Raw genomic sequence first — 18,761 nt, 5'->3', positions numbered from 1 at the left:
ACGCTGGAGTATCGCGCCATCTGACTTGAAGCGTCGGTATCGGTACATTCTGGGGAGCCGGCGTTCACCGAAGTCGATTTTCGCGAGCTTGTCGATCGCCTCTCGCGACGATGCTCCCTGACGAAGCAAACGTCTCCGACGGAGTCTCCCCATACGCTTCACTATAGGCTGCAGCGAACCGTCCCATGTGCGTGAATCCAGCCTTCCGCGCCACGGTAGAAATCGATGGTGGGGACGTGCTGTTTAGCAACTCCTCGCGTGCAGCCGCGAGCCGCATCGCTTGGAGATAGCTGAGAGGTGTAGTCCCTTTGAACCGCCTGAACGCGAGCTGCAAGGCCCTGACGCTTATCCCAGCCTCGCGCGCAATGGATGCCACCGTCATGGAGTGCCCGAGATTGGCGCGCATATATCCGATAGCGCGCTTTACGTGCCAAGGCATTGCCGGCGACGCAGATCGCCCCTTTCTTCGAAGAGGACTTGCGACGATTGCCCAACAGAGGGCGGTAACAACGGACTGGACGAGGCAGTGGACGGCCTTGCATCCAAGCCGATGTGCTTCCGGGGCGTCGATACAATCCCAGATGAGATCGACAAGCCCTGCCAAGTGTGATCCGGTCGGCAAGTCCAGGTCGATTTCCTCATCCAATTCGGAACCTGAAAGTGCAGACTTCCCGAGGAGCACACTCAAGGCTTTCCCTAATGCGGCCGCCTCGAACGCAAAAACCAAGTGGTTGCCCGCGTCGACCAGCAGGCGCTCTCTGGTGGCGCTCCAGCTACTTGAAAGGAAACCGCGGGCTTGAGTCTTCATAGCGGATCCGACGCCGCTGGCTGCTTTATCCGCGTCGATTATTGGCAGGCACAGGATACAAAGCCCGGACATCTTACTCAGAGCATTTATGATTTCTGAAACACGGTCTTCGCCGGCCGAACCCGTTCGGCCAATCAAGAATCTGTGCCCTGTGATCGCGTGTTCCTGATCTCCCAGCTTGAGTGTGCCCTGATTTAGACCGGACCGACCATGAAACCCAGGCTGCCCACATCCGGTAGCAGCAATCTCAACAAGCCGCACAATCGCCCTCCGCCAAGCAAATAGTCGCGGAGGTAGGCGACGCACAGTCTTCCACCCCCAACTATCAATCAGTCGAAGATCGTTCAGCAATCCTCAGGCCAGTTCGAAACCGTTTATTAATACTTTGAAATAATTGCGTAATTGAGTCGGAAAGCGCCTCTCCGGGATCCAGTTTCCTCACAGAATGTCCCACATTTGAGACGCGCAGTATCATCGCTGAAACATTCAGGCGAGATGCTGGAGGAAGAATCCCCACAAGCCGATCCTGGAGTTTGCGGCCGGGCGACCGTCGTCGAACGGGAGCGTCAAGTGAAACTCCGCCGGTTCGAGCCGGCGGGGGAGCTCGCCACTCATTCCGCTCGACGAAGAATACGACCTGGCGACAGCCATTTCTTTGAAATGACGATGCAAATGCGACCGGTCAACGCTCACTGGCTCAATTCACGCCATCTCTGTCCATATTGCGAACATTGTCCAGATAACGCCGCGAACCATGCATGTCGATCTCGTCTCTATGACACTGTTAATACTTAGCAACTCAAATCCACAACATGTCGGGCTCGATCTGTTGACAACGCATCCAAGTAGGGAATGCGCGGCAAACAATAATCGTAAGGCCCCGAGAGTCTTAAAACCCGTTCAATACCCGGAGAGAAGGATGCGTAATATTTCAATGCGGAATAAGCTGGTTCTGTTCATCTGTGGCCTGGCATTCGCGTTGTCCATAACGGCGGCCGGCCTGGTCAAGACCGCCATGGACAATGTCTCAGGTGAGCGGATCGAGGCGTTGAAGAGCCAAGTGGATATTGCCTATTCGATCATGAATCACTTCTACGAAGCCGAGAAATCCGGAGCGTTAAGTCATGAAGCGGCCCTGTCCTCGGCTGCCAACGCAATTGAAGCGATCCGCTTTGAACCAACCGGCTACATATTCGGGTACGACTACAATGGGGTGCGCGTATTGATGCCGGACAAAAAGGACGTCGGGACGAACTTTATTGGCACCAAGGACAAAAACGGGGTCCCCGTCGTCAAAACATTGATAGAGCTTGCTCGCAATGGGGGCGGATCATTGCAGTACTACTGGCCAAAGCCGGGACTTCCTGCCGAGGAACAAGTCGTGAAAACGGCTTATGCGCGGGATTTTGCGCCATGGCAGATCGTGCTGGGGACAGGTACCTATATGGACGATATCGACGGCAAGAACTACCAGATTTACAAGAATGCTGCGATTATCGGCCTATCAGTACTTGCTGTCAGCGTGGCTATTGCAGTTGCTTTGCTGAGAAGCATCACGGTGCCATTTTCGGAGATCCGCAAGGCGCTCGGTGCAATAGCCGCACAGGACATCTCCTATCAAATTCCCTACACTGATCAGCCAAGTGAAATCGGCATGATGGCCACTTCGATCAAGACCCTTCAAGACAGAGTGAGAAGGCGGCTGGAGTTGGAGCGTCGCGATGCCGAGAACAAACTCGCCCTAGAAGCCGAACGGGAGCAGCGATTGCAGCTCGAAGAGGCTGAGCGATCGGTCCAAGCGCATGTTGTTTCCACGATCAGTGGGGCACTGGAAGCATTATCCCGCGGCGACCTTACCGTCAGATGCGCTGATCTAGGCGAGAAATATGCTGCCCTGCGCTTGAACTTCAACACTGCGATAGAGAAACTCGAACTGGCCTTGGCTGTCGTCAACCAGAAAGGCCAGGTCATTTCGATGAGCAAGGATGAAATTTATCGCGCGTCAGCCGATCTTGCACGCCGAAGCGAGCTTCAGGCAGCGAACCTCGAAGAGGCTTCAGCTGCGATTGATGAACTGGCGGTTACCGTCCGGGAAACAGCGCAGGGAGCGCATAGCGCAGCAGCCAAGGTTAGCGCCATCAGCCAGGAAGCTACCCAAAGCGAAGCAATTGTCGTGAAAGCAATCAGCGCGATGGCTGGAATCGAACATTCTGCGAGAGAGATCTCCAATATCATCAGTGTCATCGATGAGATTGCGTTCCAGACCAACCTCCTTGCACTAAACGCTGGCGTCGAAGCCGCTCGAGCAGGTGAGAGCGGTAAGGGCTTCGCAGTTGTTGCCCAGGAAGTGCGCGAGCTAGCACAGCGTTCAGCCTCTGCTGCGAAAGAGATCAAGGATCAAATCTCCAAGTCGACGCTTCAGGTCACCGAAGGTGTGAGCCTTGTTGGCAATGCCGGTCAGGCGCTCCAGCGCATATCGAGACAGATAGAAGAAGCCGATGAATTCGTAGCAAGTATTGCCCGTAGCGCCAAAGAACAGGACACGACACTCTCCAGCGTGGCAAGCTCGATCAATGAACTTGACGTGGCAACCCAGAAAAATGCTGCCATGGCGCAGGCATCGACCGAAATTGCAGCGGCTTTGGCAACTGATACCGAAGGCCTGCTCAGCTTGATTGCCAACTTCAAAACCGAAGCCAGCAATCGTGACACTCTTCTTTCTGAGGCTGCGTAACGCGCGAGCGCGTTCGGTGAATGAACTGCTTTTACCGCAAATGAAACTTCACTGCCTTCGACGGCTTCGTGCCGCCGGAGGCAGTGGACCACCAACGGGGCAACACAGCGCTCAAATTGCGAGGCATTGTTCTGCGAAACCATAGGAGGTGCAATTGCGTCCTGGAATTTGTCGGATGAAAAGAGCCAATGGTGACTACCCTTCTCCCTTATGTACCAGTGACGTTGGGTTCACTGTGGCACCTTGTTCTGACGATTAGCGATCAGATCATCCACGACAGCCGGATCGGCGAGCGTCGAGGTATCGCCGAGCGCGCCGAAATCATCCTCGGCGATCTTGCGCAGGATACGGCGCATGATCTTGCCGGAACGCGTCTTCGGCAGACCGGGCGCGAACTGGATCTTGTCCGGTGTGGCGATCGGGCCGATTTCCGTCCGCACATGCTTCACCAGATCGGCTCTGAGCGCATCATTGCCCTCATGCCCCGACATCAGGGTGACATAGCAATAGATGCCCTGACCCTTGATAGTGTGCGGGTAGCCGACAACGGCTGCTTCGGAAACGAGGTGGTGCGAGACCAGCGCCGATTCGACTTCCGCCGTACCCAGGCGGTGACCGGAAACGTTCAGGACGTCATCGACGCGGCCCGTGATCCAGTAATAGCCGTCTTCGTCCCGGCGGCAGCCGTCACCCGTGAAATACTTGCCCTTGTAGGTGGAGAAGTAGGTCTGCACGAAGCGATCGTGATCGCCATAGACGGAGCGGGCCTGGCCCGGCCAGCTGTCGGTGATGCAGAGGTTGCCGTCGGTCGCGCCTTCCAGCACTTGACCCTCATTGTCCACCAGCTCCGGCTTGACCCCGAAGAAGGGTCGTGTGGCCGAACCGGGTTTCAGCGCGGTCGCACCCGGCAGCGGCGTGATCATGATGCCGCCGGTTTCCGTCTGCCACCAGGTGTCGACGATCGGGCAACGCTCGTCGCCGACGACACGGTGGTACCATTCCCAGGCTTCCGGATTGGTCGGCTCGCCGACCGAACCGAGCAGGCGCAGCGTGGAGCGGTCCGACCGTTTGACGTATTCGTCGCCTGCACCCATCAGCGAACGGATCGCAGTCGGCGCGGTGTAGAAGATGTTGACCTTGTGCTTGTCGACGATCTCCCAGAAACGGCCCGCATCCGGGAAGGTCGGCACGCCTTCGAACATCAGCGTCGTCGCGCAGTTCGAAAGCGGTCCGTAGACGATGTAGGAATGTCCCGTGACCCAGCCGACATCGGCCGTGCACCAGTAGATGTCCCCGTCGTGATAGTCGAACACATATTCATGCGTCATCGACGCGTACACGAGATAGCCGCCGGTCGTGTGCAGCACGCCCTTGGGCTTGCCGGTCGAACCGGAGGTATAGAGGATGAACAGCGGGTCTTCCGCCTTCATCTTGGCCGGCTGGCAATCGGCCTTCACCGTATGAATTTCCTCATGATACCAGATGTCGCGGCCCGGCGCCCAGCCGACCTTGCCGCCGGTGCGGCGAACCACCAGCACCTTGTTGACGATGACATACTGCTTGGCGGCAATGTCGATCGCGGTATCGGTATTTTCCTTGAGCGGAACCGGCTTGCCGCCACGAACGCCTTCGTCGCAGGTGATGACGAAGGTCGATTCACAGTCGACGATGCGACCTGCGAGCGCTTCTGGCGAGAAGCCACCGAAGACGACCGAATGCACCGCGCCGATGCGGGCGCAGGCGAGCATGGCATAAGCCGCTTCCGGGATCATCGGCATGTAGATGGTGACGCGGTCACCCTTCTTCACGCCGTGCTTCTTGAGGACGTTCGCCATACGGCAGACGTGCTCGTAGAGCTCGTTATAGGTGATCTTCTTGTCGATATAGGGGTTGTCGCCTTCCCAGATGATGGCGGTGCGTTCGCCATGCGTCTTCAGGTGCCGATCGATGCAGTTGTAGGAGACGTTGGTCAGGCCGTCCTCGAACCACTTGATCGGGACCTTGCCCTTGAAGGACGTGTTCTTGACCTTCGTGTAGGGCTTGAACCAGTCGATCCGCTTGCCGTGCTTGCCCCAGAACTTCTCGGGATCCTCGATGCTCTCCTGATACCACTTCTGGTACTTCTCATCATCGATCAGGGCACGAACTTTTGCCGATTTCAGCACCGGATAGGTTTTGGCTGACATGAACTCCTCCTCATAAATTAGCGATTTTGCTGAAGCATCAGGCACTTCATTGGAGGGTGAATCTCAGGAGCCCCCTGCAGCTTGCTTTGTGGTCGCTGCACGAGACCGCCGCAGAATGTCCTCGCAGATACTCAAGCATTTCAGGGCCCGCGGCTGCACCGGCCAGAGCTCAACTCGTGGTCCGCCTAGTTTGTGAGTTGATCAGACTCTTTTGACGGGGCGTTCCGCGGACCCCTAAGAGAAGTCCGGGCGAGTTGCCCGGACTTCGTCTACGTCGATCTGTTGGTGTCTCAGGAAACCAGGTGACTTGACAGTCGACTTGCCGAGTGAACCACTTCGCCGCGTCAGCTGTTCAGATCGCGGCCTCGCGTTTCAGGCAGGAGAAGCGCACCGATCACGGCCGTCAGTCCGGCAAACGCTACGGTGTACCAAAGTCCACCGAAGATGTTGCCGGTGGCGATCACCACCGCCGTCGCGACAAAGGGAGCGAATCCCCCGATCCAGCCGTTCCCGAGCTGCAAGGCGACGGAAACACCACTATAGCGGATACGGACAGGGAAGAGCTCCACAAGAAGCGCTCCGAGAGGGCCGTACACCATCGTGGCCAGGAACACGAGGCAGAACAAGATGCCGATCACTGCGGGTCCGTTCGGTTGAACGGGTGCTTTCGGATCAGGCAAGCCAGTTGCAGTCAAAGCCGCGAGCAGTTCGGCTTCGTTATACGGCTTCGCCTCGCCGCCGTTCACTTGAACCCGCAGGGGTTCTGCATCGGTCTTGACCGTGTAGGGGACCGCCCGGGCTGTCAGAAGCGCCTTCGCCTTCTGGCAATCAGTCGTCGCCTGGGGACTGAACAATTGCCCGACGAAGGATTGGTCGTGGTCGCAGTCATTTCCAGCGAGCGTGACCGAGGTCTTAGCGCGGAACTCTGCAAGGGTGGGGTTGCCGTAGGTCCCCAGCGCCTGGAAGAGTGGCATGATCAGGAACGCCGACAGTGCGCAACCTGTCACGACAATCCATTTGCGTCCGATCCGATCGGAAAGCCAGCCGAAGAAAAGGAAAAAGGGCGTGCCGAGCGTCAGCGCGATCAGGAGGTAAAAGTTGGCCTGATCATGCGTCATCTTCAGTGTCGTCGTCATGAAGTAGAGGCTGTAGAAATGGCCTGTGTACCAGATAACTGCCTGGCCTGCGACGACACCAAAGATCGCAACCATAATCAGCCGAAGATTCCGACTATCACCGAGGGTTTCGGCGATCGGATTCTTCGAGCCCTTACCCTGTGCCTTCATCTCCTGGAACACTGGCGACTCATGCAGCTTCAGTCGGATGTAGAGCGAAACAACCAGAAGCACGATCGAGCCGACGAAAGGCAAGCGCCAGCCCCAGCTTGCAAAGGCTTCGGGCGACATCGAGCTGCGGCACAGCACAATCACGAGCAACGACAGGAAGAGACCGAGCGTCGCCGTGATCTGGATCCAGCTGGTCGTTAAACCACGTTGATTGTGATCGGCGTGCTCGGCAACATAGGTCACGGCGCCGCCGAACTCGCCACCCACAGCCAATCCCTGGAGAAGACGCAAGGCCACCAGCAATGCAGGGGCAGCCCAGCCTATCGATTCGTAGGTCGGCAAGAGACCGATGGCAGCCGTTGCAAGGCCCATGACCAGCATGGTGACGAGGAAGGTCTTTTTCCGGCCGACGAGGTCGCCTAGCCGTCCAAAGACGACCGCGCCGAAGGGCCGAAGGACAAAGCCGGCGCCAAAGGTCGCAAGTGCCGCAAGAAGTGCCGCGGTCTCGTTACCCTTGGGGAAGAACAGCGTACTGAAGAATGCGGCAAGCGACCCATAGATGAAGAAGTCGTACCACTCGAAAACGGTCCCGAGCGCAGCAGCGAAGACCGTGCGTTTTGTGTTCCGGTCGAGGCCCTCGGCCTTTGCTACGGTTCCAGACGAAAGTTCATGAACAGACATTTCGAGCCCTCCCCTAGATGGCATGTTGCGAGAGGCCTTGGCCGCTCGCCTGAGAAACCGGATCTTCACAGGCCCGCAGAAATGCTGCCAGCATTTCATTGAATTTGTGAGGCTGCTCGAGCATCGGGAAGTGCCCCGCATTCTCGACCACCTCCAGCCTGCTGTCCGGTATGCCCTCAGCCAGGATCACCGACTCCGCCGGCGGCGTGATGATATCCTCGTTTCCGACGACCACCAGGGTCGGGACCCTGATGTCACCAAGACGCGAACGGCTGTCAGATGCATTCAGTGACGCGATCGCTTCGCGCGCCACGAAATCGGGGGTCCGTGCGACCTCCTGCCTGGCAAAGTTCAGGAGTTCCTGACTGGCCGCGCTGCCGAACGACCGATCGATGACGTTCTGGCTGGCCTGGACGACGCCGAGGTCGTCGATCGCCTTCAGAACGTTATCGACATTAACGTCCTCTCCGAGCCCGTGCGGCGTCGCTCCGACGAGCACCAACGCCTGTACGCGCTCCGGATGCGCCAGCGTAAAGTTTTGTGCGATCGTTCCGCCCATGGAGAGGCCGACAAGGACGGCCTGGCGGATGTCGAGCTTGCGGAAGACTTCGAGCACGTCGTTTGCGAAGGCGTCGATGGTATAGCTGCGACCGGCAGGCCTTGGCGACACGCCGTGCCCCGGCAGGTTGATACGGATGACTTTGTAGCGGGATGAGAAGGCCTCGACCTGCCCGCGCCAGAATTCCGCGGTCGTCGTAAATCCGTGCACGAAGACGAGCGGTTTGCCCGCGCCCGACACCCGGACGATCGTATCGCCTATCTCTATTGTTTCTGTATGCATGATATCTGCTCCCCTTTCGGTTTTTACGCCAAGGAGCATCGCAAGCCATGGGCCAGTTCCACGTATGCCAGTCTTGCTCAATCTAACACCCTCAAGACAAACGATTATTGGGAATGGAAGGTGGATTGCCACTGTCTTGCTGACCAGGTCAGCTCCATCTCTTTGTCTCGTTTGCGGCACAAAAATTCTCGCATCTGAGACAAAACCCGCTAACATGCGATTTGCGATATCCCAGTAATAGTCAGGCAGCTGATATGACCCTTCCCGAATGGCTAGCAGGTTCTTCCGAGGAAGCCGGATTCCTCCGGCTTGTCCTCGATCACGTTTCCGATTGCCTTGTCGCCGTCGACACGGAAGGAACGATCGTCCTGATCAACGACCCCTATTGCCGCCTCCTTGGCGGTGAGGCCGAGGAATTTCTCGGACGGCACATCACCGATGTGGTGGGGCCGCAAACCAGACTTCATTTCGTCGCGCGGGGTATCGGCACTCATATTGGTTATCCGCTCGAAGTGCGCGGCCATAAGCTGGTGACGAAGCAGGTCCCTGTGCACAAGGACGGAAGGATCATCGGCGCCGTGGGTCTGGCGCTGTTCTCCGACTACGATGCCCTAAAAAAAACCTACGGCCGGATTTCGAAGGCGGAACTCGCCATCCCTTCGAAGCCGAAAGCTTGGCAGTCGAAGTTCGGTCTCGACGATGTCATCGGGACTGGTCCGTTGATGGAAGCGCATCGCGACGCACTTAAACTGGCGGCCGCGTATGATCTGCCGGTTCTCATCTGCGGCGAGACAGGCACCGGCAAGGAACTGGCCGCGCAGGCAATCCATTCCTTGTCGGACCGCTCTACCGGGCCATTCGTGTGGGTCAACTGCGCATCCATTCCCAGCGAACTTATCGAAGCAGAGCTTTTCGGCTATGAGGGCGGGGCTTTCACGGGTGCGCGCAGCCAAGGTAAACCTGGCAAGTTCGAACTGGCGACTGGCGGCGTTCTCTTCCTTGACGAGATTGGCGACATGCCGCTCGCCCTGCAGGGCAGTCTTCTGCGCGTGCTCCAGACCGGGGAGATCGTCCGCGTCGGCGGCACCAACCCGGTCGGCATCGATCTTCGCATCATCTGCGCTACCAACAAGCCACTCGTCGAACTGGTGCAGACGGGGCGTTTTCGCGAGGACCTATATCACCGGCTGAACGTTCTGCCGATCGAGGTTCCGGCCCTGAGAGAAAGGGGCGATCTGGCTCATCTTGCCGAACACCTCCTTGCACGCATCGCCACGCGGCTGTCCGTACCGGCGCCAGTATTGACAGCTGAGGATCATGATCGGCTTGTCGCTCATACGTGGCCGGGTAACGTCCGGGAATTGGAGAATGCCCTCACGCGCATGATCGTGACGGGGCATATATCCACTGCATCGCTCGATTATCGCCATCGGTCTCCCTCTGTGGACGCGAAGAGCGACTTGAAGAGCCGCATGAAATCCGAAGCCCATGCAGCCCTTCGCGCCGCCCTAATGCAGGCCGGAGGCAACAAGCAACGAGCAGCCGAAGTGCTCGGCATCAGCCGCGCTCAACTCTATCGACTGTTGAAAGAGCAAAGCCCCGCCTAGCAAGTCGCCCTTCAGTCGCGCAAGGTTTAAGCCGCCGAATGCGATCTAGCGCCTGAGGTCCGGTTGGTCGGAATCAGGCTGTCCAAATTCGAGCGCGGTCAGAAGATCTTCAACGAGATCCTCGGCGTCCTCGAGGCCAACCGAGCATCGTATGACGTCCTCGCCAAGGTTGACGCAGAATTGGCTGCCGGCAAGAGACAGATGACGGGCATTGGTGAGCCGAGCTGAACCGCAGATGAAGCTACCGACCTCCGCTAAATCTCCGCCTGACCTGATCAGGCTCAGTCTCTTAATCATTGCCGTGGCGCCCTCCGGGCCCGTCTCAAGCCCAAAGGCGAGCATCCCCGAGCCGCCCGACATCTGGCGGCGTGCAATTTCATGATCGGGATGTGACGTGAGGAAAGGATATCTCACCCAGGCAACCGAGGGATGGGCCTCCAGTGTCAGAGCAAGGACGTGCGCGGTGTTGCAATGCTGATTCATTCTGAGCGCCAGAGTACTTAGCCCGCGCAGGATCAGGAACGCAGCTTGCGGCGAGATGATGGTGTCATGGCGCTCGCGCAGGCTTTCATTGCGCAATTTTCGAATATCCGCCGCCGTCCCGAGTAATGCGCCGCCGACCGTATCACCGTGCCCGTTCATGTATTTCGACAGCGAGTGCAGCACGATGTCCGCCCCATGTCCAAGCGGCCTTTGGAGGGCCGGCGTTGCAAATGTGCTGTCAACTGCCACCTTGAGGCCGAACGCGTGAGCGTGTTCAGAAATGGCTGAGACATCCAGAACGCTGTTCAGTGGATTGGTGGGCGTATCGAAATACACTAATCTTGTCCGTTCGGTTATCGAACGGCCGATCGCGCTCGGCTCTGAAAGATCCACCGCGACCAGCTTTGCGCCGACCGCCGAAACAATCTCCAGCATTAGGTACGCTGTGTCGGTGCAGACCGGCCTGTGAACAATAATCTCGTCTCCGGCAGCAAGAAATGACCGGGCAAGCGTGCGAAAGGCAACCAGACCTGAGGAGAGGACAAGACCGGCCTCCGCTCCTTCAAGACGGGCAAGCTTGTGCTCGAGCAGCCATGTCGCCGAACGGTCTTTGTCCGCACCGCCTGGATGGACAAGTGTGGTCCGACCGCAGACAGAAGCCGATGGTCCACTGCGAAGGGACGCAATCGCAGTAGACGGGAACGGCTCATGTATGGAGCGGGTCGAAAAGCCGAGATCATTGACGTCAGGCGAGGCCTTGCCCGAAACTGGCTGGTTTCTCGTTATCTTGCTGCTCATCTGCGCCCCGATCGTCGATCGCTAAAGACCCGTCCTCACCCGAGGTCGCTGCAGTTCCGCCACAGCCATTACGAACCGTAGTTCATCGTTTCCACAATTCATGTAGGCGTGCTTGTCTTCGGTTCGCGCCAGAACGGATGAACCCGCGTGAACCAAGTGCTCGCTGTCTGCGAACTTCAGGGTGAGCTCACCCGTTTCGACGTTAATGAGCTCGAGTGTGCCGGGCGAATGGCCGGGAGATTCAAATATCTCGCCCGGGAAAAGCGTCCAGCGCCACAGCTCGATCTCGTCCGGCCCGTTGGTTCCAACGAGAAGTGTTGCGCTTCCGCCCTTCGGACCGTGCCACAGGGTCGATGCGTCCTGTGCTGGGACTATGCGAACAGGAACACTCGACGCCACCCCGACGAAATCCGCAACCGACACGCCCAAGGCGGTGGCGGCCCGGCACAGCGTGGCGATGCTCGGATTGGCTGTTCCCTTCTCGATCTCGACCAGCATGCCCTTGCTCACGCCGGACTTCCGGGACAGTTCGTCCAGCGTCAGGCCGCTCTGGCGCCTGAAGGTTTTCAGGTTCTGCGAGACGGTTGCGCTGACGCGCTCGACATCAGCGACCGTTTCGGTCGATATATTGACTTTCTTTTCCATGGTCGGTATTATAGACTAAATTGGTCAATGGGAGCTAGAGGGCATGTTGGATTTTCCGCTCATCGACAGGTCTATCGCAGAAATAGCGCCGGATTTCCGTGCGATCAGCATCTTGGTTGATGCCAGCGATCCGACCCGCGGGCCAATGGCGCGCGACGTCCTGGGGGAAGCCTGTGACTTCGTACGCGCCGGTGGACCACAATGGGGCGACGCCCATCTTGCCAGTTGGGCAGACGTCTATAGCCGTTTCGGGGCCAAGCCCAACCGGACGCCGTGCTCTGCACAGGCGCTGAAGAAGCGGGTTGAAAAGGACGGTCGCCTACCCACCATCAATCCGTTGGTCGACCTCTACAATGCCGTCAGCCTGCGTTTTGCCGTGCCCGTCGGGGGCGAGAATTTTGATGCCTATGTCGGCAAGCCGCGGCTGGCGATTGCCGACGGTACGGAAGCCTTCGACACGGTCGCGAATGGCGAGGCAATCATCGAACATCCGTCCGTTGGTGAGGTGATCTGGCGCGACGATATCGGCGTGACATGCCGCCGGTGGAATTGGCGACAGGGAACGCGCACGCGCCTGGATTCCATCGGTGGTCGAATGTGGTTCATCCTGGAGAGTCTCGAAACGATGCCAGAGGAGGCGCTTGAGGAAGCGGCCAACATGCTGGTGAGCGGCCTTCGGCAACTGGCGCCGGGGTGCGACGTCTATAGGCAGAACCTTCTCCCAGCATAGCTGGCGCCTACGGAGCAAGTGGCGAAAGTCAGTATATTGACCGGTGGCCGCTGGCTGGGGGTGGAAGGCAGCTGACAACCGGCGTCATTCGCTGACACGAAAGAAAAATTACGTCGCGGCGTCGCGGCGGCGGCGAAGCTTTGCCCGGAGGAGCGGGCACTCGTCGCATCGCAAAGGAGGAACAATGCGCACTGAGAAACACCCGCCCGCTCTGGTCGTGAGTGATGTTCACAAGAGCTACGGAGCCCATAAGGTCCTGAAGGGCGTTTCCCTCTCGGCCGAGAAAGGCGATGTCGTCTCGATCATTGGATCGTCAGGTTCGGGCAAGAGCACCTTCCTGCGCTGCATCAACTTCCTTGAGATTCCGGATTGTGGTTCCTTCCGCATCAATGGCGAAGAAGTCGCGTTCCGAAGCGGGCGCGGCGGAAAATCGCAACCCTCCAACTGGCGCCAAATCGAAAGGCTGAGAACCGGCCTGGGCATGGTCTTCCAGAGTTTCAACCTCTGGCAGCACATGACCATCCTTCAGAACGTCATCGAAGCGCCGGTACATGTGCTCGGGGTCGAGCGGGCCATAGCCATCGAGAAGGCCGAAGCACTGCTGGCCAAGGTCGGTCTTTACGACAAAAGGGATGCCTACCCGGCCTTCCTGTCAGGCGGACAACAGCAACGCGCGTCCATCGCTCGCGCACTCTGCGTTGATCCCGCCGTCATGCTGTTCGATGAGCCGACATCGGCCCTTGATCCCGAACTCGTCGGGGAGGTGCTCAAGGTCATCCGCGGCCTCGCCGAGGAGGGTCGCACCATGATCATGGTCACCCACGAGATGAAGTTCGCTCGCGATGTCTCGACACGCGTCATGTTTCTGCACCAGGGCCAGGTTGAGGAGGAAGGTTCCCCCGCTCAGGTCTTCGGCGCGCCCACGAGCGCTCGCTGCAGAGAATTCGTTGCAGCCGGTTCGCACTGACCACTCAATCTTTTCAACAGCAAAAAGGGGAATGCAAATGAAGCACCTGGGAAAAGCGCTGGCCATCGCCGTCTTCATGATGGCGGCAGATGCGTATGCCGACATCCGCTTTGGCATCGTCAACGAGGCCTATCCGCCTTACACGACCAAGGACGCCTCCGGCAAGGCGATCGGCTGGGAGATCGACCTGATGGACGCCGTCTGTGAGGAGCTGAAGGAAAAATGCACGATCGTCGACGTTGCCTGGGATGGCCTCATTCCGGCGCTGGAAAGCAAGAAGATCGATGTGATCTGGTCCTCCATGTCAATCACCGACGAGCGCAAGAAGCGGATCGACTTCACCGACAAGTACTATTCGGCGCTGGCGGGGATGATCGGCCCGAAGGACGGCGCCATGGGGGTCACGGCTAAGGAGCTGAAGGACAAGACGGTGGGCATTGCCGTCTCGACCACCCAATCCGCCTATTTCAAGAAACACTTTGCCGACGTCGCGAGCGAGAAGAGCTATGCGACGGTCGATGAGTCTTTCCAGGACCTTGCCTCCGGACGCATCGACTACGTCTTTGCCGACACTGGCCCGCTCAAGGAGTTCCTGAAGACCGATCTTGGAGAAGAGTGCTGCGAGTACAAGGGCAATGTCGAGCCGGACGACACCATCCTCGGCGCAGGGGTCGGCGGTGGTGTGCGCAAGGGCGACGACGCGCTGCGCGAAAGACTGAACGCCGCCATCAAGGCCGTCAGGCACAGCGGCAAGTATGCCGAATTCAGCAAGAAGTACTTCGACTACGACCCCTATTGAGACCAAGGCGGTTGCGGATCGCCACACAGCTGTGCGGCGATCCCTGCCCTGACTGGAAGGCTTCCCATGAACCCCCCACATTCAGCGCTGGATCTTCTGTCCATCGCGCCTCCTGGCTGGGGAGGCGTGCTCCTTGCGGGTGCCCTGGCCACTGTCCTGATCTCGTCCGGAGCATATCTGGTCGGGATGCTAATCGGACTGTTCGGCGCGCTCGGAAAACTGAGTGGGTTTCGGCCGCTCCAACTCCTGCTTAATGCCTATACCACGATCATTCGTGCCGTACCCGAGCTGATTTTGATCGTTGCCCTCTATTACGCCGGAACAGACGGCCTGAACCGTATCCTCGCCTGGGCGGGACTGGGACCTATCGAAATCAACGGTCTTATCGCGGCTATTGCGGTCCTTGGCTTTGTGCAGGGTGCCTACATGACCGAGGTGCTGCGCGGCGCAATCCTTGCAATCCCTGTCGGGCAACTGGAAGCCGCGAAAGCGTTCGGAATGCGTCCGGCGTTGCGCTTCCGCAGGATCGTCTTGCCAGGCCTCATCCCGAACGCGCTGCCGGGCTTTGCCAATCTCTGGATGTCGGTCATCAAGGACAGTGCATTGATCGCCGTCGTCGGTTACCAGGAACTGGCGCTTGCCGCGCGCGTCGCAGCAAGCAACACCAAGGAATACATGGTGTTCTTTCTGGCTGCGGCGGTGCTCTACCTCGTCATCACCATAGTCTCGAACATGCTCTTCGCTGCGCTGGAAGCCTACTTCCGTCGCGGACAAAGACCGGTTGTGTAAGGGAGCCAGACATGGATTTCAGCTGGATTTTCCCCTACCGCGATCTCATTCTGCAGGGTGCTTTCCTCACCTGCCTGCTGCTTGTGATCTCGGTGACCTGCGGCTTTGGCCTGGCGATCTTCCTTGCGATTGCCCAGGTGGGCAAGAGCCCCGGCGCACGCTGGCTTGCGAAGGGATACTGCACGTTCTTCCGCGGCACACCGCTTCTGATTCAGCTCTGGCTCATTTACTACGGCCTGGGCACGTATCTGCCTTACGTACCGGGACTGAGGACAAGTTTCCTGTGGCCGATATTGCGAGAAGGCCTGTTTTTCGCCGCCTTTGCTTTGACGCTGAATTTTGCAGCCTATCAAGGTGAGATCCTCAGAGGCGCCATGTTGGCGGTTCCGAAGGTTGAACTTGAGGCTGCTCGCGCTGTTGGTATGTCGCCAGCCACGATCCTGCGCCGGATCTGGCTTCCTCGTGCGATCCGCATCGGCTTGCCCACCTTCGCCGGAGAAGTGGTCCTTCAGCTCAAGGCCACACCGATCGTGTTTTCGGTGACGGTCATGGACCTCTATGGCGCCGCCTACAAGATCCGCCAGGACACGCTGCTTGTCTATGAACCGCTGCTCCTCGTCACCCTCTTCTATGTCGGTCTGACCTTTCTCATCACCCGGGCCTTCCAGAAGCTCGAAAATGCTGTGCCGACGCGCCGCTAGCGCGGCCCTTAAACCCAGAACAATCAGAGGCCCACGACATGTCCATACCAGACAAACACGAGCTTTCGACGCTCTCCTTCAACACGCTTTCGGTGCATGGCGGCAACGAGATCGACAAGACCTCCGGCGCGATCCGCACACCAATCGTCATGGCCAATTCCTATCTTCTGCCCTACGACCCCTCGACCATGGATTGGTCGGACACGGAGGCGCCTTCCTATACACGCAATTCCGGTCATAACCAGATCTGCCTGCAGCGCAAGCTGGCGGCCATGGAAGGTGGAGAGGACGCAGCCGTTTTCGCAACCGGTGTCGCTGCCCTTCACGCCGTGTTCTTCACCTTCCTGAAAAGCGGCGATCATGTGATCGTCGGCGATGTCACGTATGAAGCCGTCTGGCGGCTCTTCGCCGAGCTCTTGCCACAGCGCTACAAGATTGAGGCAACCTTCGTCGATATGGGCGACATGGAGGCAGTCAGAGCCGCCGTCCGGCCCAACACGAAGCTGATCCATACGGAAACGATCGCCAATCCGACCACAAAGGTTGCCGATATCGCGACACTGGTCTCCATAGCCAGGCAGGCTGGCGCGCTTCTGTCGGTCGACTCCACCTTTACGCCTCCCCCCTTTTTCCGGCCGCTGGCGCTCGGCGCCGATCTCGTCATCCACTCCCTGACCAAGTACATCAATGGCCATGGTGATGCCATGGGCGGTGTGGTGGTCGGTTCCAAGGAGCTCATCCATCATGTCAAGGCGGACGCCCTTGTCGATCTCGGCGGAACGATCTCCCCCTTCAATGCCTGGCTGATCACCCGCGGCTCGGTCACGCTTCCCTTGCGCCTCAGGCAGCAGTTTGCCACCGCACAGGTCGTTGCGCATTACCTTGCCCAGGACAAGCGGGTTGCCTACGTCACCTATCCCGGGCTCGAAAGCCACGACCAGCACCAACTCGCAAAGGCTCAATTTGCAGGCAAGGGTTATGGCGGCGTCATGGCCTTTGCGGTTGAGGGGGACCCGGACGCCCAGAACCGTTTCGTTTCCAATCTGAAGGTGATCACCTCAGCGGTCTCGCTCGGTCACGACGAGACCCTGATCGTGCACGTCGGGGGGAGCGGCCGCGGAGGCGCCGAACGCTATCCGCTGAACTTCCAGAAATATGGACATCTGCGTCTTTCCATCGGCCTGGAGGATCCCGAGGACCTCATCGCCGATATCAAAAACGCTCTCGACGAGACCTTCGACCGGTCCTGAAGACGCGAGTTCAGACGCCAGGTGCAGCGGGAAGCCCTCTCGTCGGGATCTTCCCGCTATGTCAGCGACGTTCTCAAGGAAACACACTATGCATTGGATTATTCTGCTCATCGCCGGGCTGCTCGAAGTGGTCTGGGCCTTCTATATGAAAAAGTCCGAAGGCTTCACACTGCTCGTTCCGTCCGCAATCACGGTCACCGCAATGATTGCAAGCGGTGTGCTGCTTTCATTCTCGATGCGGGTTCTTCCGCTTGGCACCGCCTACACCGTCTGGACTGGGATTGGAGCCGTCGGGTCGTTCCTGCTTGGCGTCCTGGTCTTGAACGAGCCAGCTGCCCCAATGCGCATTCTCGCCGGCGCCATGATAGTCTCAGGTCTTCTGATGATGAAGCTGTCGAACGCAGGATGAAAAGAAGGCTTGCGGCGGTCGTTCGCGCGGTGCGGTGTCACCGATTTCACGCCCTAAGCCCAGACAAGAACAAACTTCGCCATTCTTCAAATTCAGGCTGGACTCGAGCGATGATGGACTACCAGGCAGTCAAGGCCGTCGTTTGCGTCATCAGATTGGGCAGCTTCGACAAGGCAGCGCGCGAACTGAAGGTTACGCAATCAGCTGTGTCGCAGCGGGTCAAGCAGCTGGAGCAACGTCTCGGCGTCGCGCTGATCGTCAGAGGAAGTCCCTGTTCCGCCACCACAGCGGGTGCGCGGCTCGTCCACCATTTCGAGCGCGTCGAACTGCTCGAGCGCCAATTGGCCACCAGCATGCCCAGTCTCATCGGTCCTGGCTCACTGCCTGAACGCATGACCATCAGGATTGCCGCCAATCCGGAGTGGCTCGGGAGCTGGATCCTGGATGCCGTCTCCGACTTCGTGCGATGTGCACCGTTTCTCGTCGACCTGGTTCTGAATGAGACCATTCCGACGCTAGAAAGGCTGCGAGCTGACGAGGTTGTCGCTGCAGTCACCTTAGGCGAGGAACGGCTTGAGGATCACGACAGTAGTTCGTTGGGCCGCCTGCGCCTCGTAGCCGTGGCAACACCGGACTATAGCAGCCGCCATTTTCCGCAAGGGGCAATCCCCGAGGTGATGGTCAAAGCGCCTGGACTGGCCCTGGGGCCGACCGACCCCTTGCCGAAGCGATGGGTCAAAGTTGCGCTCGGCGATGATGTCGAGTTCCCGGTGCATCGCCTGCCCTCGCGCGCAAGCATCTTCGATGCAGCTCTCGCAGGCCTCGGATGGGGCATCGTCCCGCTTCACCTTGCTGCGGCCCATCTCAGGTCGGGCACTCTGACAGAATTGATTACAGGGACAGGCTTCGACTTGCCGGTGCAATGGCAGGTTCATCGCGTGGCAGTCCGCCAGCTGGAGGGGCTGACCGCGACCATCGTTCGCCTTGCGCAGCAAAGCCTCAAACTGGACGGAATTTCATAGATGTCAGTGTTATTGCAGGTCCTCC

Annotated in this window: 17 protein-coding genes; 11 read left to right on the top strand and 6 right to left on the bottom strand. The window is 58.6% G+C overall.

Going from position 1 to position 18,761, the window contains the following annotated elements; genetic code table 11:
• Window positions 1-64 precede the first annotated feature (64 nt).
• Window positions 65-382 (bottom strand): helix-turn-helix transcriptional regulator, encoded by a 318-nt coding sequence (locus tag EKH55_RS30420; protein ID WP_427915884.1) that lies wholly within the window; start codon window positions 380-382, stop codon window positions 65-67.
• 1,345 nt (window positions 383-1,727) lie between these two features.
• Here EKH55_RS30420 and EKH55_RS28395 point away from each other — a divergent pair.
• Window positions 1,728-3,542, top strand: coding sequence for a methyl-accepting chemotaxis protein (locus EKH55_RS28395; RefSeq protein ID WP_069457470.1), 1,815 nt, complete (start codon window positions 1,728-1,730; stop codon window positions 3,540-3,542).
• 230 nt (window positions 3,543-3,772) lie between these two features.
• Here EKH55_RS28395 and acs read toward each other — a convergent pair whose 3' ends face one another.
• From acs to EKH55_RS28380, 3 genes are all read right to left on the bottom strand, one after another.
• A complete protein-coding gene (acs, locus tag EKH55_RS28390; protein ID WP_069457471.1) occupies window positions 3,773-5,728 on the bottom strand; it encodes an acetate--CoA ligase in 1,956 nt (651 codons plus the stop codon).
• Window positions 5,729-6,072: 344 nt separating this feature from the next.
• Window positions 6,073-7,695 carry an MFS transporter gene (locus tag EKH55_RS28385; RefSeq protein WP_069457472.1) on the bottom strand — a complete coding sequence of 541 codons (1,623 nt, stop codon included), beginning with the start codon at window positions 7,693-7,695 and terminating at the stop codon, window positions 6,073-6,075.
• A gap of 13 nt (window positions 7,696-7,708) precedes the next feature.
• Window positions 7,709-8,536, bottom strand: coding sequence for an alpha/beta fold hydrolase (locus EKH55_RS28380; RefSeq protein ID WP_069457498.1), 828 nt, complete (start codon window positions 8,534-8,536; stop codon window positions 7,709-7,711).
• 254 nt (window positions 8,537-8,790) lie between these two features.
• Between EKH55_RS28380 and EKH55_RS28375 the strand changes: the two genes are divergently transcribed.
• The gene (locus EKH55_RS28375) at window positions 8,791-10,143 is read left to right on the top strand and encodes a sigma-54 interaction domain-containing protein (protein WP_069457473.1); all 1,353 of its coding nucleotides are present in this window, start codon (window positions 8,791-8,793) and stop codon (window positions 10,141-10,143) included.
• Between the two features lie 45 nt (window positions 10,144-10,188).
• Here the strand turns inward: EKH55_RS28375 and EKH55_RS28370 are convergent, their stop codons facing one another.
• Window positions 10,189-11,424 (bottom strand): PLP-dependent transferase, encoded by a 1,236-nt coding sequence (locus EKH55_RS28370; protein ID WP_083265253.1) that lies wholly within the window; start codon window positions 11,422-11,424, stop codon window positions 10,189-10,191.
• Here EKH55_RS28370 and EKH55_RS30415 point away from each other — a divergent pair.
• Window positions 11,362-11,505, top strand: coding sequence for a hypothetical protein (locus EKH55_RS30415; RefSeq protein ID WP_420836192.1), 144 nt, complete (start codon window positions 11,362-11,364; stop codon window positions 11,503-11,505). The genes EKH55_RS28370 and EKH55_RS30415 overlap by 63 nt on opposite strands.
• Here the strand turns inward: EKH55_RS30415 and EKH55_RS28365 are convergent.
• On the bottom strand, window positions 11,446-12,069 hold the full coding sequence (locus EKH55_RS28365) for a helix-turn-helix domain-containing protein (RefSeq protein WP_069457475.1): 624 nt from the start codon (window positions 12,067-12,069) through the stop codon (window positions 11,446-11,448). The two genes, EKH55_RS30415 and EKH55_RS28365, sit on opposite strands and share 60 nt — an antisense overlap.
• A 43-nt stretch (window positions 12,070-12,112) precedes the next feature.
• Here EKH55_RS28365 and EKH55_RS28360 point away from each other — a divergent pair, with 43 nt between their 5' ends.
• The 8 genes from EKH55_RS28360 to EKH55_RS28325 all read left to right on the top strand — a co-directional run bounded on the left by EKH55_RS28360 (window position 12,113) and on the right by EKH55_RS28325 (window position 18,736).
• Window positions 12,113-12,799 carry a B3/B4 domain-containing protein gene (locus EKH55_RS28360; RefSeq protein ID WP_192803894.1) on the top strand — a complete coding sequence of 229 codons (687 nt, stop codon included), beginning with the start codon at window positions 12,113-12,115 and terminating at the stop codon, window positions 12,797-12,799.
• Between the two features lie 184 nt (window positions 12,800-12,983).
• Window positions 12,984-13,766 carry an ABC transporter ATP-binding protein gene (locus EKH55_RS28355; RefSeq protein ID WP_069457476.1) on the top strand — a complete coding sequence of 261 codons (783 nt, stop codon included), beginning with the start codon at window positions 12,984-12,986 and terminating at the stop codon, window positions 13,764-13,766.
• Between the two features lie 37 nt (window positions 13,767-13,803).
• Window positions 13,804-14,565: a transporter substrate-binding domain-containing protein gene (locus EKH55_RS28350; protein ID WP_069457500.1), complete on the top strand. Its 762-nt coding sequence runs from the start codon at window positions 13,804-13,806 to the stop codon at window positions 14,563-14,565.
• A 66-nt stretch (window positions 14,566-14,631) separates the two neighbouring features.
• Window positions 14,632-15,354 carry an ABC transporter permease gene (locus EKH55_RS28345; protein WP_069457477.1) on the top strand — a complete coding sequence of 241 codons (723 nt, stop codon included), beginning with the start codon at window positions 14,632-14,634 and terminating at the stop codon, window positions 15,352-15,354.
• Between the two features lie 11 nt (window positions 15,355-15,365).
• On the top strand, window positions 15,366-16,055 hold the full coding sequence (locus tag EKH55_RS28340; RefSeq protein WP_151614002.1) for an ABC transporter permease: 690 nt from the start codon (window positions 15,366-15,368) through the stop codon (window positions 16,053-16,055).
• A 38-nt stretch (window positions 16,056-16,093) separates the two neighbouring features.
• Complete coding sequence (locus EKH55_RS28335) at window positions 16,094-17,305, top strand: trans-sulfuration enzyme family protein (protein WP_069457479.1); 1,212 nt, start codon at window positions 16,094-16,096, stop codon at window positions 17,303-17,305.
• 88 nt (window positions 17,306-17,393) lie between these two features.
• Window positions 17,394-17,714: a DMT family transporter gene (locus EKH55_RS28330; protein ID WP_069457480.1), complete on the top strand. Its 321-nt coding sequence runs from the start codon at window positions 17,394-17,396 to the stop codon at window positions 17,712-17,714.
• A gap of 110 nt (window positions 17,715-17,824) precedes the next feature.
• On the top strand, window positions 17,825-18,736 hold the full coding sequence (locus EKH55_RS28325) for an ArgP/LysG family DNA-binding transcriptional regulator (protein WP_069457481.1): 912 nt from the start codon (window positions 17,825-17,827) through the stop codon (window positions 18,734-18,736).
• Window positions 18,737-18,761 lie beyond the last annotated feature (25 nt).

This window comes from Sinorhizobium alkalisoli (assembly GCF_008932245.1).
Lineage (GTDB): Bacteria > Pseudomonadota > Alphaproteobacteria > Rhizobiales > Rhizobiaceae > Sinorhizobium > Sinorhizobium alkalisoli.
The sequence above is the reverse complement of the archived record's forward strand: the minus strand, read 5'-3'. Positions and strand labels throughout refer to the sequence as shown.

Bases quoted from the DNA above. Each gene is read 5' to 3' on its own strand.
- EKH55_RS28350 (WP_069457500.1), top strand. From the start codon at position 13,804: ATGAAGCACCTGGGAAAAGCGCTGGCCATCGCCGTCTTCATGATGGCG.
- EKH55_RS28325 (WP_069457481.1), top strand. From the start codon at position 17,825: ATGATGGACTACCAGGCAGTCAAGGCCGTCGTTTGCGTCATCAGATTG.
- EKH55_RS28360 (WP_192803894.1), top strand. From the start codon at position 12,113: ATGTTGGATTTTCCGCTCATCGACAGGTCTATCGCAGAAATAGCGCCG.
- EKH55_RS28365 (WP_069457475.1), bottom strand. From the start codon at position 12,069: ATGGAAAAGAAAGTCAATATATCGACCGAAACGGTCGCTGATGTCGAG.
- EKH55_RS28375 (WP_069457473.1), top strand. From the start codon at position 8,791: ATGACCCTTCCCGAATGGCTAGCAGGTTCTTCCGAGGAAGCCGGATTC.
- EKH55_RS28385 (WP_069457472.1), bottom strand. From the start codon at position 7,695: ATGTCTGTTCATGAACTTTCGTCTGGAACCGTAGCAAAGGCCGAGGGC.
- EKH55_RS28335 (WP_069457479.1), top strand. From the start codon at position 16,094: ATGTCCATACCAGACAAACACGAGCTTTCGACGCTCTCCTTCAACACG.
- EKH55_RS28370 (WP_083265253.1), bottom strand. From the start codon at position 11,424: ATGAGCAGCAAGATAACGAGAAACCAGCCAGTTTCGGGCAAGGCCTCG.
- EKH55_RS28395 (WP_069457470.1), top strand. From the start codon at position 1,728: ATGCGTAATATTTCAATGCGGAATAAGCTGGTTCTGTTCATCTGTGGC.
- EKH55_RS30420 (WP_427915884.1), bottom strand. From the start codon at position 382: ATGACGGTGGCATCCATTGCGCGCGAGGCTGGGATAAGCGTCAGGGCC.
- EKH55_RS28340 (WP_151614002.1), top strand. From the start codon at position 15,366: ATGGATTTCAGCTGGATTTTCCCCTACCGCGATCTCATTCTGCAGGGT.
- EKH55_RS28380 (WP_069457498.1), bottom strand. From the start codon at position 8,536: ATGCATACAGAAACAATAGAGATAGGCGATACGATCGTCCGGGTGTCG.
- EKH55_RS28330 (WP_069457480.1), top strand. From the start codon at position 17,394: ATGCATTGGATTATTCTGCTCATCGCCGGGCTGCTCGAAGTGGTCTGG.
- acs (WP_069457471.1), bottom strand. From the start codon at position 5,728: ATGTCAGCCAAAACCTATCCGGTGCTGAAATCGGCAAAAGTTCGTGCC.
- EKH55_RS28345 (WP_069457477.1), top strand. From the start codon at position 14,632: ATGAACCCCCCACATTCAGCGCTGGATCTTCTGTCCATCGCGCCTCCT.
- EKH55_RS28355 (WP_069457476.1), top strand. From the start codon at position 12,984: ATGCGCACTGAGAAACACCCGCCCGCTCTGGTCGTGAGTGATGTTCAC.